The 14,469-nt window shown below is 71.0% G+C and carries 12 protein-coding genes; 8 read left to right on the top strand and 4 right to left on the bottom strand.

The genetic code is table 11. The features are described from left to right. The first annotated feature begins 41 nt into the window (after positions 1–41). From ACF09C_RS07865 to ACF09C_RS07855, 3 genes are all read left to right on the top strand, one after another. Positions 42–1,931, top strand: a complete 1,890-nt coding sequence (locus tag ACF09C_RS07865) for a glycosyltransferase family 2 protein (RefSeq protein ID WP_392089912.1) — start codon at positions 42–44, stop codon at positions 1,929–1,931. A gap of 34 nt (positions 1,932–1,965) precedes the next feature. After that, on the top strand, positions 1,966–2,988 hold the full coding sequence (galE, locus tag ACF09C_RS07860) for a UDP-glucose 4-epimerase GalE (RefSeq protein WP_392089910.1): 1,023 nt from the start codon (positions 1,966–1,968) through the stop codon (positions 2,986–2,988). A 74-nt stretch (positions 2,989–3,062) separates the two neighbouring features. Further along, positions 3,063–4,496 (top strand): UDP-glucose dehydrogenase family protein, encoded by a 1,434-nt coding sequence (locus ACF09C_RS07855; RefSeq protein ID WP_392089908.1) that lies wholly within the window; start codon positions 3,063–3,065, stop codon positions 4,494–4,496. A gap of 151 nt (positions 4,497–4,647) precedes the next feature. Here the strand turns inward: ACF09C_RS07855 and ACF09C_RS07850 are convergent, their stop codons facing one another. Then, entirely contained in the window at positions 4,648–6,198 is a 1,551-nt protein-coding gene (locus ACF09C_RS07850; protein ID WP_392089906.1) for a right-handed parallel beta-helix repeat-containing protein, read from the bottom strand. A gap of 520 nt (positions 6,199–6,718) precedes the next feature. On the opposite strand from ACF09C_RS07850, the gene ACF09C_RS07845 reads away from it, so the two are divergent. Beyond that, a complete protein-coding gene (locus ACF09C_RS07845; protein WP_392089903.1) occupies positions 6,719–8,497 on the top strand; it encodes a cation:proton antiporter in 1,779 nt (592 codons plus the stop codon). Between the two features lie 118 nt (positions 8,498–8,615). Here the strand turns inward: ACF09C_RS07845 and ACF09C_RS07840 are convergent, their stop codons facing one another. Together ACF09C_RS07840 and ACF09C_RS07835 are read right to left on the bottom strand one after the other, a co-directional pair. Continuing rightward, on the bottom strand, positions 8,616–9,035 hold the full coding sequence (locus ACF09C_RS07840) for a hypothetical protein (protein ID WP_392089901.1): 420 nt from the start codon (positions 9,033–9,035) through the stop codon (positions 8,616–8,618). 215 nt (positions 9,036–9,250) lie between these two features. Further along, positions 9,251–9,940: a hypothetical protein gene (locus tag ACF09C_RS07835; RefSeq protein WP_392089898.1), complete on the bottom strand. Its 690-nt coding sequence runs from the start codon at positions 9,938–9,940 to the stop codon at positions 9,251–9,253. A gap of 602 nt (positions 9,941–10,542) precedes the next feature. Between ACF09C_RS07835 and ACF09C_RS07830 the strand changes: the two genes are divergently transcribed. From ACF09C_RS07830 to ACF09C_RS07820, 3 genes are all read left to right on the top strand, one after another. Next, on the top strand, positions 10,543–11,001 hold the full coding sequence (locus ACF09C_RS07830) for a Crp/Fnr family transcriptional regulator (protein WP_392089896.1): 459 nt from the start codon (positions 10,543–10,545) through the stop codon (positions 10,999–11,001). Between the two features lie 129 nt (positions 11,002–11,130). Further along, positions 11,131–12,120 (top strand): Acg family FMN-binding oxidoreductase, encoded by a 990-nt coding sequence (locus tag ACF09C_RS07825; protein ID WP_392089894.1) that lies wholly within the window; start codon positions 11,131–11,133, stop codon positions 12,118–12,120. 186 nt (positions 12,121–12,306) lie between these two features. After that, on the top strand, positions 12,307–12,972 hold the full coding sequence (locus ACF09C_RS07820) for a deoxynucleoside kinase (protein WP_392089892.1): 666 nt from the start codon (positions 12,307–12,309) through the stop codon (positions 12,970–12,972). A gap of 77 nt (positions 12,973–13,049) precedes the next feature. Here ACF09C_RS07820 and ACF09C_RS07815 read toward each other — a convergent pair whose 3' ends face one another. Continuing rightward, a complete protein-coding gene (locus tag ACF09C_RS07815; protein WP_392089890.1) occupies positions 13,050–14,150 on the bottom strand; it encodes an endonuclease/exonuclease/phosphatase family protein in 1,101 nt (366 codons plus the stop codon). A gap of 125 nt (positions 14,151–14,275) precedes the next feature. Between ACF09C_RS07815 and ACF09C_RS07810 the strand changes: the two genes are divergently transcribed. Further along, the gene (locus ACF09C_RS07810) at positions 14,276–14,452 is read left to right on the top strand and encodes a hypothetical protein (RefSeq protein WP_392089888.1); all 177 of its coding nucleotides are present in this window, start codon (positions 14,276–14,278) and stop codon (positions 14,450–14,452) included. Positions 14,453–14,469: the final 17 nt, after the last annotated feature.

Raw genomic sequence — 14,469 nt, 5'->3', positions numbered from 1 at the left:
CGCCCACGGCCGCTCTCGCACCGCCTGGAGAACTTGCTGACATGACGTCGCTGGATCAGGGTCCCTCGCTGGGGACCGGCACCGTCCAGGGTCCGCCGCTCCACTCCCCCGCTCCGGGATCGCCGGAGGAGTGGGTGGCCCTGGGCGAGGAGATCCGGTCCCTGTCGAAGGGCGCGGTGACCTCCGTCGGCCCGGACGGACCCGTCCTCGCGAGAGCGGTACGCCGGCGTACGGTCGACGCCTCCGGCCACCGGCCGGCGTTCTCGCGCCTCGACCGTGTCCTCGTCGTCCTGATGTCCCTGGGCTGGACCGCCTGCCTGGTCTGGTTCTGGGTCTGGTGGCTCCAGCCGTCCCACCGGATCGGCTGGCTGGGTCTGGTCATCAACAGCGCTCTCCTGCTGTACCTGACCTACCTGCCGGTGCACTTCCTCGTCGCGCTGCTCCGCATGCGGCGCTTCGACCCCGCCCGCGAGGTACCCGCGCTCCGCACGGCGTTCGTCGTCACCCGCGCTCCGTCCGAGGGCTGGGACATCGCCCGCACCACGCTGCGGGCCATGCTCGATCAGGACTTCCCGCACCCGTACGACGTGTGGCTGTGCGACGAGGACCCCACCGAGGAGATCCTCGACTGGTGCCGGGCCTCCGGGGTCGGCATCTCCTGCCGCCGGGGCCGTATCGACTACCACCGGGCCGACTGGCCCCGGCGCACGCGGTGCAAGGAGGGCAACCTCGCCTTCTTCTACGACCACTGGGGATACGACGACTACGACGTGGTCGCCCAGCTCGACTGCGACCACGTCCCCGGACGCCGGTACCTGGCCGAGGTCGTCCGCCCCTTCGCCGACCCCGCCGTCGGCTATGTCGCCGCCCCCAGCGTCTGCGACTCGAACGCCGACGAGTCCTGGGCCGCCCGCGGCCGGCTCCACCGCGAGGCCATGTTCCACGGGCCGGTGCAGCTCGGCCACTCCGCCGGCCTCGCCCCCGTCTGCATCGGCTCGCACTACGCCGTCCGCACGTCGGCGCTGCGGGACATCGGCGGTCTCGGGCCCGAACTCGCGGAGGACTTCTCGACCACGTTCCTCCTCAGCTCAGCCGGCTGGCAGGGCGCGTTCGCCATCGACGCGGAGGCGCACGGCGAGGGGCCGCTCACCTTCGGCGCGATGATCACCCAGGAGTTCCAGTGGTCGCGCAGCCTCGCCGTGATGCTCCTGGGCATGCTGCCCCGCCACCTGGGCCGGATGCCGGTGAAGCTCAGGGTGCGCTTCGGCGCGGCGCTGATGTACTACCCGCTCCTGGCCATGGCCACGGTCATGGGCATCCTGTTGCCGCCGATCGCCGCGATCACGGGCGCGCCCTGGATCAACGTCAACTACGTCGAGTTCCTCGCGCACTTCTGGAGCATGTCCGTCTGGCTGATCGCGCTGACGTGGCTGTGCCGCCGGCGCGGCCTTCTGCGCCCCAAGGACGCCCCGATCTTCAGCTGGGAGACCTGGCTCTTCGGACTCTCGCGCTGGCCCTACGTCGCGTGGGGGGTGCTGGCTGCCGTGGTGCAGCGGGTCCGGCCCCGTCAGATCACCTTCAAGGTGACGCCCAAGCGGCGCGACGGCCTGGAGCCCCTCCCGCTGCTGGCCGTGGCCCCGTACACGCTGATCACCGTGTTCCTCTCGGGCTCGGCCCTGGTGGGCGAGTTCACCGGCCCCGCTGTCGGCTACGTGTTCCTCTGCCTCCTCGGTTCCGCCTCGTACGCGGGAGTGACGCTGGCCGTGGGAGGGCTGCACATCAGGGAGACGGCGCGCGCGACCGGTGTGCCCGTCCTGCGCGCGTGGCGCACCGCGGCGCTGCCGGTCTTCGTCGGTGTGCTGTCCCTGCTTCCCCTGGCACTCGGCGTCGCCGTCTTCCCCACCTATCTCTCAGGCTTCTACGCCTGGTGACGGCCGCACGGCCGATCGAGCGAAAGAGGTTCCCGTGCCCCAAACGGTCCTGGTCACCGGAGGCGCCGGTTTCATCGGCAGCCACACCTGCGTCGAGCTGCTCGGCCGCGGCCACGACGTCGTCGTGCTCGACGACCACTCCAACAGCAGCCCCGAGGCACTCGAACGCGTCGCGAAGATCGCCGGCCGCCCGATCGCCGCGGCGCACGTGGGCGACGTGCGGGACAGGCGGTCCCTGGACGCGGTCTTCACGAGCCACCGGATCGACGCGGTCATCCACTTCGCCGCGAAGAAGGCCGTCGGCGAATCGGTTCGCCTGCCCTTCACGTACTACGACATCAACGTCGGCGGCACCACGGCCCTGGTCTCCGCGATGCACGACCACGGGGTGCACCGGCTGGTCTTCTCCTCCTCGTGCTCGGTCTACGGCGACGCGACGACCGTCCCGCTGACCGAGGAGTCCCCGACCGCGCCGACCAATCCGTACGCGGCCACCAAGTGGACCTGTGAGCGGGTCCTCGCGGACCTGTGCCGGCACGCGCCGGAGTTCCGTGTCCTGGCCCTGCGGTACTTCAATCCGACGGGCGCCCATCCCACCGGGCTGCTCGGCGAGGACCCGCGCGGTGTGCCCAACAACATCATGCCGTTCCTCAGCCAGATCGCCGTGGGCCGCCGCGACGAACTCAGCGTCTTCGGTGACGACTACCCGACGCCCGACGGAACCGGCGTACGCGACTACATCCACGTCGTCGACGTGGCCGAGGGTCATCGCGTGGCCCTCGACCACATCGACGACGAGCCCGGTATGCGGGTCCTCAACCTCGGGACCGGGCAGGGAGCGTCCGTCCTCGACCTCGTGCGCGCCTTCGAGGAGGCGTCGGGGCGGCCCATCCCGTACCGGGTCACCGGGCGCAGACCCGGTGACGTCGCGGAGCTCGTCGCCGACCCGTCGAAGGTCGCCGCCCTCTGGGACTGGAGGGCGCGCCGCGACCTGGGGGCGATGTGCCGCGACGCCTGGAACTTCCAGGAGCGGAACCCGTACGGCTACGCCCCCTGACCCGCCGCCCGCCCACTTCCCCGTAGCAGCCCCCCGCAGCCCCCCACAGCCGCGCCAAGACAGGAGAACAGCACATGCGGTTGACCGTCATCGGTACGGGATACCTCGGCGCCGTGCATGCCGCGTGCATGGCCGACATCGGACACGACGTCCTCGGCGTCGATGTCGACGCGGACAAGATCACGGCCCTTGCCGAGGGCCGACCCCCCTTCTACGAGCCGGGTTTCGCCGACGTCCTGAGGAGGGCGCTCGCCTCCGGGCGCCTCCGCTTCACCACCAGCCTGCGGCAGGCGGCGGAGCACGGCGAGGTCCACTTCGTCTGTGTGGGGACACCCCAGCGGGCCGGCTCCCAGGCGGCCGACCTGACGTACGTGGACGCCGTCGTCGACGGACTCGCGCCCCACCTGTCCGGCACCTGCCTGGTGGTCGGCAAGTCCACCGTCCCGGTGGGCACCACCGAGCGCCTGGCCGCCCGCGTGGCGGCCCTGGCGCCGACGGGCGTACGGGCGGAGCTGGCGTGGAACCCCGAGTTCCTGCGCGAGGGCTTCGCGGTCGAGGACACCCTGCGGCCGGACCGGCTCGTCGTGGGCGTGACCAGCAAGGAGGCCGACGAGACGCTGCGCCGGGTGTACGCGACGATGTTGGACGCGGGAGTCCCGTACATCTCGACCGACCCCAACACCGCCGAGCTGGTGAAGGTCGCGGCCAACTCCTTCCTCGCGACGAAGATCTCCTTCATCAACGCGATGGCCGAGATCTGCGACGCGGCGGGCGGTGACGTGGTCACACTCGCCGACGCCCTCGGGCACGACACCAGGATCGGCCGGCGGTTCCTCAACGCCGGTCTGGGCTTCGGCGGTGGCTGCCTGCCGAAGGACATCCGGGCGTTCGCCGCCCGCGCGCGGGAGCTCGGCGTCGGCACGGCCGTGGAGTTCCTCGACCAGATCGACGAGATCAACCAGCGTCAGCGCTCGCGCACGGTCGCCCTCGCGCGTCGCATGGTCGGCGGCGACCTGACCGGCCGTGTGGTGACCGTGCTGGGAGCCACGTTCAAGCCGAACAGCGACGACGTGCGCGACTCTCCGGCGCTCGCCGTCGCGACGGAGCTGCACCGGCAGGGCGCCGAAGTGCGCGTCCACGACCCGGAGGGGGCCGCGAACGCGCGGCGCGCCCATCCGCAGCTGACCTGCGGTGCGGACCTGCTGACGGCCTGCCGGGGCGCGGAGATCGTGCTCCACCTCACCGAGTGGTCCCAGTACCGCGAGGTGGACCCCGTCGCACTGGCCCGCGTGGTCCGCGAACCGGTGCTCGTCGACGGGCGGAACGCGCTGCCGCACGACGCGTGGCGGGCGGCCGGCTGGACCGTGAAGGCGCTCGGCCGGCCCGCGCGACCGGCCCGCCCCTCCTACGTCCGGGCACCCGAACCTCTCCGGGCGACGATCGCGTCACCTGCGGCCGAGGCGGACCGCGTCGGGGCGATGGCCGTACCGCCCGGCGGCCGGGCGTAGTTCGTACGGAAGCCGCACGGGCGCTGCCCCGGGGTCACGGTCGAGGACCGTGACCCCGGGACAGTTCTGTTCTCGCGCTCACGGTCCTCGCCCGTGCCCCGGGCAGTGTCGTCCTCGCGTCGGCCGCGAACGGCTCGGCCGGCGACCCGGCTCAGTCGACGGGGACCGCCTGCACGGCGCCGACCGCGAGCGCCTTGGGGACCCTGTTGCCGAAGTAGTCGACCGGCCCCACGTCGACGCCCAACGCCTTCGGCCCCAAGCCCCTCGGAACCTCATCCGCGCACGTGGGCACCAGGTCGCGGGCCTCTCGCCCGTCCTTGGTCGGGGCCACGAGCCCGGGCAGACACGGGTCGGCTGTGGCGCCGGTCGGCTCGCCGTCGAGGGTTTCCTGGCTGGACGCGGTGCGCCAGCTGCCCAGACCCGAGAAGCGCTGCTTGCCCCACTCCATCAGCCAACGGCCCGTGCTGTAGTAGACGTTGCCGTGGAGGCGCAGGGTGCTGGGGTTGTAGGACGACTGGGCTCCGACCAGGGGGCCGCCGTCGGTGGCGAAGATGTTGTTGTAGACGCGGACTCCCTGCATGCCGTCCCGCAGCCGCAGGGCGGGCGGCCGGTTCCCCGCGGCCTGCGCGGAGGGCAGGCCGCCCGTCCGCATCACGACCGTGTTGTGGTAGATGTCCAGGTTCTTCATGCGGGTGCCGTAGGCGACGATACCGCCGTACTCGGGCAGCTTCCGCGCGTCGTCCCAGCTCATGTTGAAGCGGACGACGTTGTCCTTGTGAGCTCCGGTGGCCTGGCCGGAGTAGACGAGGAACCCGGGTCCGTCGTTGTCGTGCGCAAGGTTGTACTGCATGACGGAGGACGACACGTTGTTGTCGAGGCCGAATCCGCCGCCGTCCACCCGGGAGCCGGTGCGGTTGCGATAGGACCTGTTGTGCTCCAGGACGACGTGGGTGGAGTCGTACACCCAGATGCCCTCGGGCCCCTCGACGGCCTCGGCGGCGGATCTCACGCCGTTGTCGTGTGCGACCGAGCGCGTCACCTTCGCGTCCCGCACGCTGCCGAGGGCGATGCCGCTGCCGGTGTTCCGCTCGTCGCTGCCGGGGTCACCGGCGTTGAAGGACGCCTTGACGCGCTCGAGGCGGAGCCCGGAGTGCGCGTAGGTGGGGCGGTCGGCCTCGAACTCGGGCCCGTAGAAGACGACTCCGCCCTCGAGGTTGTGGTGCACGGAGACGTCGGCGATCCGGACGTCGCCGTAGCCGGCGCCGGCACCCTCCTCCGCGCCGATGCTGATCCCGTTCTGAAAGCCCCGCGCCTCCACGTTCGTGATCCTGACGTGCTGGAGGCGCCGAGCGCCGGGCAGGGTGTTGCGGAAGGCGATCCCGACGCCCTCCTTGAACGACGTGCGGTCGCCGACGAGCGCGATGTCGCTGATCCGCACTCCGCCCGTGTTCCGTACGGTGATGCCGGACGTACCGCGTGGTGCGATCGTGGCGCGTCCGGTGCCGTACGACTCGATCACGACCGGCTTCGTCGCGCTGCCCGCCTCGTTCTCCTCCAGGGTGACGGTGCCGCGGAACCGCTCCCCGCCCTTGAGCCGCAGCCGGTCGCCCGGCCGGAATCGCACGGTGTTGGCATGGTCCAGCGTCCGCCAGGGCTTCTCGGGCGAGAGCCCGTCGTTGTCGTCGTCGCCGTCGGGACTCACGTAGAAGGTAAAAGGTCCGCCGGCGGCGGGCCTGGCCGGCCTGTACACACCGGGCACGTCACATGCCGTCAGCATCAGAAGCACCGCGGCGGACCCTCCCGCCACGGCCTTCATCGACCGGCTCCGCTTCACCGAGTTCAAGCGCATCCCCTAGGAACGTTCCCGCACATCGAGCGCACAACGGGACAGACTGCCAGAAAGGGTGCACTCAAAACGCCGACGAGAGCAGTCGCCCATCGGCCCGTTCGGACGAAGATGTTCGGCCGGGCGGCCGAAGGCCCGGTACGCCCTGTGTGCGGTCCGCCGAGGCGGGTGATTGCGTGACGCCCCGTGGGTTCCAGCCGACCTCATGGACCACGTGGTGGGAACGACGCCGCTCTCGTTTCCTTCGCTGTCGGACGCGCAGGCCCGACGTCACACCTTCCTGCCTGCTCGTCATGGAGGCCGTCTTCCTCCTGTACCGGCTGGACACGCACGGCGAGTTGGAGGAGCTCACCGACGCCGAACCGAGGAAGCCGCTGTGACCGAAGACCAGATCCTTCTCGGACTCGCCCTGACGGTCGTGCTCGCCATCGGCTCGCAGATCCTGGCGGGCAAGCTGCGGGTCCCGGCGCTGATCATCCTGCTGCCGGCCGGGTTCGCCGCGGGCGCGCTGACGGACGTCATCCATCCGGACCAGCTGACGGGACCGACCTTCTCCGCCCTCGTCTCGCTGTCCGTCGCGGTGATCCTCTACGACGCGGGCCTCGGGCTCGACCTGCGCAAGCTCACCGGCCGCACCCGGGCGACCGTGGGGCGACTGCTTGTGTACGGCGTGCTGCTCACGTGCCTGGTCATCGCGTCGGTGGCACCGGCCATGTTCGACATGCCGCTGCGCGTGGCCGCGATGGTGGGCGTGATCCTCGTCGTCTCGGGTCCCACCGTGGTGGGTCCGCTGCTCGACTTCGTGCGGCCGTCCGACAAGGTACGGCGCATCCTCATCTGGGAGGGGACGCTCACCGACCCGATCGGCGGCATCCTCGGCGCGCTCACCTTCCACGCCATCGCCACGACGGAGCAGGTCGACCTGGGGCGTGGGTACCAGTTGGGGCAGTTCGGCATCAGCATGGCCGTCGGCCTGGTCGGCGGGGGCGTGGGCACGGCACTGCTGTGGTTCACCCTGCGGACCCTGCGGCTCGGCGAGACACTCGGCACGCTGGCCCAACTCGCCACCGTGATCGCCGTCTCGGCGGGCTGCGACATCGTTCGGGACGACACGGGGCTCATCGCCGCGATCGTCACGGGCCTTGCGGTCGCCAACCTCCGCGGGTTCGACATGCCCGCGCGGCGTCCCTTCTTCGAGACCCTCGTGCAGCTGATCATCGGTCTGCTGTTCGTCTCCATCTCCTCCACCGTGACCCCGGCCTCCTTGACCCCGGTCCTTCTTCCCTCACTCGCCCTCATCGCGATCCTCGTCCTGGTGGTGCGGCCGCTGGTGGCCTTCGCGGCGACGGCGGGCTCGGGACTGGCCCGAGGGGAGCGGGCCTTCATCGGATGGATGGACCCGCGCGGCATCGTCGCGGCGGCCACGGCATCGGCCTTCTCCGCCAACCTGGTCGACCGGGGGGTGGACGGGGCCGCGAAGATCCTTCCCGTCACGTTCCTCGTGATCGTGGGAACCGTCCTCCTCTACTCGCTGACCGCCGCCCCGGTGGCCCGGCGACTGGGCGTCGTCAAGCCGATGGGGACGCGCATCCTCCTGGTGGGCGGCGAGCCCTGGGTCGTCGGCCTGGGGCGTGCCCTGCGGTCCGCCGGTCTTGACGTGCTGATGTGGGCGGGACGCGACGAACAGCGCGCACGCATCAAGAGGTCCGGGCTCGCCCTGGCCAAGGGTGACCTGCTGGCGACGGCGATCAACCCCGGGGCGCGTCTTGAGGGAGTGACGGCCGTGTACCTGGCCACCGACGACGACGACTTCAACGCGCTCGCCTCGGTGGTGATGCAGGACAACGTCGAGGGGCCCGTCTACCGCGTCGGGCCACCGCACGACAGCCATGGAGTGGTCGCCCCGTACACCGGTGGTGACATCCTCTTCGGCCGCGCCCTCGTCCGGCACGTCCTGGCGGCACGCTACGAGGAGGGCGCCCGGTTCCTCGTCCAGCCCGCCTCCGCCCCGGTGCCGCCGGAGCACGCGATCCTGTTCGTCGTACGGGGGGCCGACCACCGGCTGGACCCGATCACGGAGCGGGAACGAACCGCCCCCCTGGAGGGCGACACGGTCGTCCTTTTCGGCTCCGCCCCGGAGACACCGGCGCGGTGAACCTCGGAGCCGTGGCCATGACGATGAGCACCTGGCCGACACCCATGAGCAGTGATCGATGTCGTCGTTCCTGCGGCTGCGCCGGTCCGGTGTGCGACCGAAGGCCGACGGTCCGCCGTCAGCTCCGTTGTGCGGGTCCGACGACCGTCAGTCCCACCTGCGCGGCAAGCCAGTGAGCATACGGCTCGTTTCTCTGACGGCCGTCGAATCGGGCGCTGCGGACGTGAACGAGGACCGTGTGGTCGTCGGCCGGCTCGTCCCAGCCGCGGTCATGAGTGTGGAAGAGGAGCGTCACCTCGGCATGCGTGGACTCGCCGGGGAAGCCCACCTCGGGTGCGTCCGGCCAGTGCAGTGCCTGCCAGTTGATCTCGCCCGTGCTCGGGCCGGTCGTCGCGGCGAAAGCGTCCTGGATACTGCCGACGGGCAGGTCCAGCGCCTCCCACTCCACCGGCAGCCGTCCTTCATACGCGGACGGGTCGGTCGGCAAGGCGTTTCCCCCGACACCGACGACGAAGGCAGGCTGGTCCTCGAACGGCATCCCTGCGAATTCCCTCAGCTCGGACGCTCCGCGGAACCATCCTTCGGGCATGCTCTTCGCCGCCCGACGGACCTCCGCAACGGAGGAGAACTCCGCATACGCGGAAACGGTCCGGCGTGCCGCCTGCAGGAGGGGGGGACAGTGTGCAGGCCATGGCGAGGACTCCGGAGAGATGCTTCTGGCGTGGCGGTTGCCGGCCGCACACCGCCGTCCTGTCAGTGCGGCACAGGCTCGGAGGGGAAACAGACCGCCCGATCGCTCCTGCAGATCTCGGCCTCCGGGTCCAACTCCACACCGTGCCCGGGGTGGTCGAACGTCAGGAAGGTGACCATGCGACCGGAGGGGAACCTCGCGACCGCTTGGTTCACCGGCCCCGTCCCCTTACTGCGCTTGACGTGGTCAAAACGCTGCGGACCGCCCTCGGCCACCACGAAGCTCACGTTACGGACCCTGTCGAGATCGTCCTCGCTCGTCACCCGGTCATGGGTGACCGGGACGGTGACAAGCAGTCCGGGTGCCGGGCCTTCCTCGGGAAGCCGCCCGCAGGTGAACGAGCCGTGGGCTTCCCGGACCAGGCCGAAGCAGAAGGTACGCCCGTCAGGCATCCAGGCCAGCTCCCCGCTCTTGACGCCCGAGTGACGGATCACGGCCACCTCGCCGACGGGTGGAACCTCATACCCGGTCGGCACCCCGGAGGCGAAAGCCGCATCCACGAAGACCGAGGCGCGACCTGTGGCCACGGCCTTGCCCATCGGCCGCGCCGGCAACCCTTCGTACGGCCGTTGATCGACCGCCGACCGTGGAGCGGCCGAGGGCTTGGCGGCCGCAGGTTGCGAAGCCTTTCGCGGCGTCTCCGTCCCGGACGTGCATCCAGCCACCACCAGCAACGTGACTGCCGTGCTCATGAGAAACCGTCGCCTCAACACAATGCCCCCGTGTACGGATCCTGTCCGGCAGACGATAGTGCCGAAGCAGGTCACAGTCCGGCTCTTACCAGCGTCGCCGTACTCAACCCGTGGGAGGGGCGCCGTTCACCGTCGTCGGGCCGGACGGGTGGCTGCCGGTGGTCGGTTGGGCGCCGGTGCGGCCAGCGTCCCGGCATGCTCCAGCCCCTGCTCCGGCCCGCGCGCCGCGTCGTGCGGGGCCCGGCCGTCCGCGCCGCCTACCGACTCGACCGGACCCTGCGGCCGGTCGCCGCCGGGAACCGCGTATGCGATCGCCGATTCGCGCCGGCACGACGTGGAACGGCCCCCGGGGCCGCTTCTGCCCCTACGACGACGACGGCGCGGCGGACAGGGTCGTGAGGGCCTTCTTCGGCGGGGACTGAGGCGTACCCGGAGGCGCGGGAGCGCTCTGCCGGCCCCGGTCAGCGGCCGCCGTCCGCCATGGGTGCCCAGCCCGCGCGGGGAGACGGACACGGTCGGTGTCGACGGAGGCCGGATCCGTCACCCGGACAGCGTCGGGCGCAGAGGCCAGGCTGGAGGGGGACAGCGACGAGGAGGCCCCCATGAGCACTCCCCCCAACCCACGGCTCACAGCCGCCCTCTCCCCCGGCCAGCGCGACCGGCTGTGGACCTGCGCCACCCCCGTGGACTTCCCCGAGGAGACCCGGCTGCTGGAGGAAGGCACGTACGCAGACCGGTTCTGGATCATCAAGACCGGGACGGTCACCCTGGACGTCCGTGTGCCCGGGAAGCGGCCCGCCGTGGTCGACAGCGTCAGCGCGGGCGAGCTGCTCGGCTGGTCGTGGCTCTTCGAGCCGTACCGCTGGCATTTCGGCGCCGAAGCCATGACACGGGTACGCGCGGACGAGTTCGACGCGGCGACCGTGCGCATGATGATGGACGCGGATCCGGCCTTCGGGCTCGCCCTGGACCACTTCGTCGGCCAGATGCTCGCCCACCGGCTCTTCTCCGCCCGTGTCCGGCTGCTGGATCTCTACGCCCCGCGCGGGAGCGGCCTGTAGGCGTCCCCGTACCCGTCGGCTTCCGGGAGCACGTGATGCCATGACCTCACCATGTGACGGACAATCCTCGTGGGGCGGCGGGTGCGGCCCGCCGGCCCCTCCGGTGCCCCACCGCAGACAGGACGAACCGTGTCCACCACCCCGCTGACCCGCCCCGTCGTGACCTCGCTGATCGAGGACGCCGTCACGGCGCCTTCGATGCACAACGCGCAGCCGTGGAAGTTCGTCTGCAGGACGGACATCGGCGTCATCGAGCTGCACGGCGATCCGCTGCGCGGCATGCCGCACGAGGACCCGGACCACCGCGCCCTGCACCTCGGATGCGGCGCCGCCCTGTTCGCGCTGCGGGTCGGCGCCGTGCACGGCGGCCTGCACCCCGTGGTGCGTCTGCTGCCCTCCGCCGAGGATCCGTGGCACCTCGCCGACGTACGTCTCGACGGTCCGGACGACGCCGACAGCGACCTGGGCGCGCTCCACGAGGCCCTGGCGCGTCGGCACACCAGCCGGTTCCCGTTCACCGAGGAGCGGGTCCCCTCCGAGGTGCTCGAGGGACTGCGCGCCGCGGCCCTGCGCGAGGGCTGCCGCCTGGTCGTACCGGGCCCCTGGCACACCGACACCGTCATGGACCTCGTCCATGTCTCCGAACTGTTCGAGGCGGCGGACAGCGCCGTGCGCGCCGAGATCGCCGCCTGGACCCGGACGGGCACGGAAGGTGAAGGACCGGACACGGAGGGTATCCCCGCGTCCGCCTTCGGCCCTCGGCAGTACGACGTGACCTCTCCGGTCCGGGACTTCGGCTCCCACCGCCCCGTGCCCGGCCGCGACTCGGCACGCTTCGAGAAGAGGCCGCAGATCGCCCTGCTCGGCACGGCCGAGGACACCCCGGAGGACTGGCTGAAGGCCGGCCAGGCCATGCACCGCGTCCTGCTGCAGGCCACCCTCGACGGACTGGCGTCCTCCCTGATGTCCCAGCCGCTGGAATGGCCCGAACTCCGCGCCGAGGCACGCGACCCCGGCTCGACGACCGGCTTCGTCCACATGGTGATCCGCCTCGGCTACGGCCCCCAGGGCGAGGCCACGCCCCGCCGCCCGGTCTCCGACGTGCTCAGCTTCGACTGAACGAGGACCCTCGCGGCCGGCGTCATCTAAGATTCAAGGCCGCTGGGTCAGGGCGTCGCCCCCGGTCCGGCTCCGTGACGTTGATCACGAGGCCCCCGGGGAATCACATGGCCGCCGGTGCGCGTCTCATGGAAGCGGGCTGCCCCGCGCGTCCACCCCCGAACAGAAGACCAGGAGAAGTGAGGTATGCCGGTGATCTGCGTCGGCGGCATGATCGGAATCGGCAAGACGAGCGTGGCCGAGATGCTCGCCAAGGAGCTGGGCAGCCAGGTCTTCTACGAGAGCGTGGAGGACAACCCGATCCTGCCGCTCTTCTACACGGCGAGCCCCGAGGAGATCCAGGCGAAGCGCTATCCCTTCCTGCTCCAGCTCTACTTCTTGCAGACCCGGTTCGCCTCGATCAAGGAGGCGTACAAGGAGGGCGACAACGTCCTCGACCGGTCCATCTACGAGGACTGGTACTTCGCCAAGGTCAATCACGACCTGGGCCGGATCAGCTCTCTCGAGATGCGGGTGTACGAGGGCCTGCTCGACGAGATGATGCGCGAGATCGACGGCCTGCCGTACCGCAAGGCGCCCGACCTCATGGTCTACCTCAAGGCGGACTTCGCGACCGTGCTGCACCGCATCGGGCTGCGGGGCCGCGACTTCGAGCAGGACGAGAGCCTCGTCGCGTACTACCGGACGCTGTGGTCCGGCTACGACGACTGGGTGCACAAGCACTACTCGGCCAGCGACGTCCTGGTCGTCGACATGAACACCACGGACGTGGTGAACAACCCCGAGGACGCGACCCGCGTGGCGCAGGAGGTCAGGGACGCCCTGGCCGCGGTGGGGCGGCGACGGGGCTGAGTCCGGCCTGCGCGGCGTGTCCCGCCGACGGCCGCGGGGGCGGGCGTCGGCGGGACAGGTCCTGAGGATGCCGGGGATCAGTCCCGGTCGCGGGCGGTGGAGACCCGGAAGGTGCTGAGGACGGCCTTGTGGTCCGAGGGCCAGGTCCAGCTCGGCTCGCGGAAGGTCTCCCGGCCCGGCTCCTCCACCCGCTCGTTGCGCACGATCGACGTGGACGGACCGACGATCACGCTGTCGAGAAGGCGGATCCGGCGGTCCGGGTGGTAGAAGACGAAGTCGATCCGGTCCCGCTCGTCCGCCTTCGGCGCCCAGGTGAGCTGTCCCGGCTCGGCGCCCGCGTTGTCGCTGGGCCAGGTGAAGCCCGGCGTGCGCACCGGGTCGGGGTTGATCTCACGGTAGCTGTCGCGGAACCCGGCGTCCTCGATCGCCTTGGTGGTCGTCCACTCGACGACGGTGCCGTTGTGGTCGAACAGGTTGCGCGTCCGGCGGGTCCAGTCCCGGTGCGACGGCTCGTTGAAGTCGCCGGCCAGCAGGGTGAGCCGGCCCCGACGGCGCTCCTTCGCGGCGTCCGCGAGCACCGTCCTGGTCACCTGGGTGCGACCGGAGGCCTCGTTGATCCGGTTGATCAGGTCGACGTCGGTGATCGGGCCGGTCGGGATCTCGTCCCAGCCGTACTCGGAGGTCTCCAGGGGCGCCGGCGTACCGCCGCCGTAGCCGCGGGGCAGGTAGTTGGCGTAGTAGCGGTACTCAAGGTGCCCGGAGTAGGCCGCGACCTCGGTCCCGTCGACGTCGATGACCGCCTTCGACCAGGACGGGAAGGACTGGTGCTCGATGATCGGGTAGCGCGAGATCACCGCCGGGTCGGTCGGGTTCCGGTTGTCGTAGTAGGTCAGCCCTCGGGCCGCGAGATCGGCGAGGGCGTCGGCGACCCGCACCGGGTTCGACTCGCTGAGCATGACCACGTCCGGCTCGACGGCGGCGATCGTGTCGGCGATGCCCGCCCGGCCACCGGCGACCTGGCTGCCGCCCAGCCAGATGTTGAACTGGAGGACCTTGAGCGTGCGGTGCGACGGCCGCGGCCGACCGCCCCGAGACGCGGCCTCGGCCGTTCCCGCCCCCAGCACGCCCGCGCCGACGGTCGCTCCGACCACTCCGAGCAGCTCACGACGCCTCATCATGCATGACCTCCGTACATCGGCATATGCCACTGACCCCATGCGCTGATCAGCACGGGATGGGACGCAGTGTTCGGGCGTCGTGCGTCCACCGAGTGAACCCGGGTGGAACCTGGGAGGTGATCGCCGTGTCCGATGCCTGCGCCGTGGCGCTCCGCTTCGCCGAAGCTCCGTCCGTGGCGGTCGTGGTCGACGCGTGCGCAGGCTTCGTGGTGGCGGAGGCGACGGCCCACCGGTTCCCCTTCGCGATGGTGGCGGCTCCGGAAGGGCCGCTCATGGTCCTGCGTCCCCGTATGTCCCTGTGACGCGGTCGCCACACGGC

This window comes from Streptomyces sp. NPDC014870, from assembly GCF_043081505.1.
Lineage (GTDB): Bacteria > Actinomycetota > Actinomycetes > Streptomycetales > Streptomycetaceae > Streptomyces.
Note: the sequence above shows the minus strand (reverse complement) of the source record. Positions and strands in the feature narration are given on the sequence as shown.

What these genes read in the sequence shown, in the direction of transcription:
- ACF09C_RS07835 (WP_392089898.1), bottom strand. Translation starts at nt 9,940, where the DNA reads ATGAGCACGGCAGTCACGTTGCTGGTGGTGGCTGGATGCACGTCCGGG.
- ACF09C_RS07830 (WP_392089896.1), top strand. Translation starts at nt 10,543, where the DNA reads ATGAGCACTCCCCCCAACCCACGGCTCACAGCCGCCCTCTCCCCCGGC.
- ACF09C_RS07820 (WP_392089892.1), top strand. Translation starts at nt 12,307, where the DNA reads ATGCCGGTGATCTGCGTCGGCGGCATGATCGGAATCGGCAAGACGAGC.
- ACF09C_RS07865 (WP_392089912.1), top strand. Translation starts at nt 42, where the DNA reads ATGACGTCGCTGGATCAGGGTCCCTCGCTGGGGACCGGCACCGTCCAG.
- ACF09C_RS07815 (WP_392089890.1), bottom strand. Translation starts at nt 14,150, where the DNA reads ATGATGAGGCGTCGTGAGCTGCTCGGAGTGGTCGGAGCGACCGTCGGC.
- ACF09C_RS07855 (WP_392089908.1), top strand. Translation starts at nt 3,063, where the DNA reads ATGCGGTTGACCGTCATCGGTACGGGATACCTCGGCGCCGTGCATGCC.
- ACF09C_RS07840 (WP_392089901.1), bottom strand. Translation starts at nt 9,035, where the DNA reads ATGCCGTTCGAGGACCAGCCTGCCTTCGTCGTCGGTGTCGGGGGAAAC.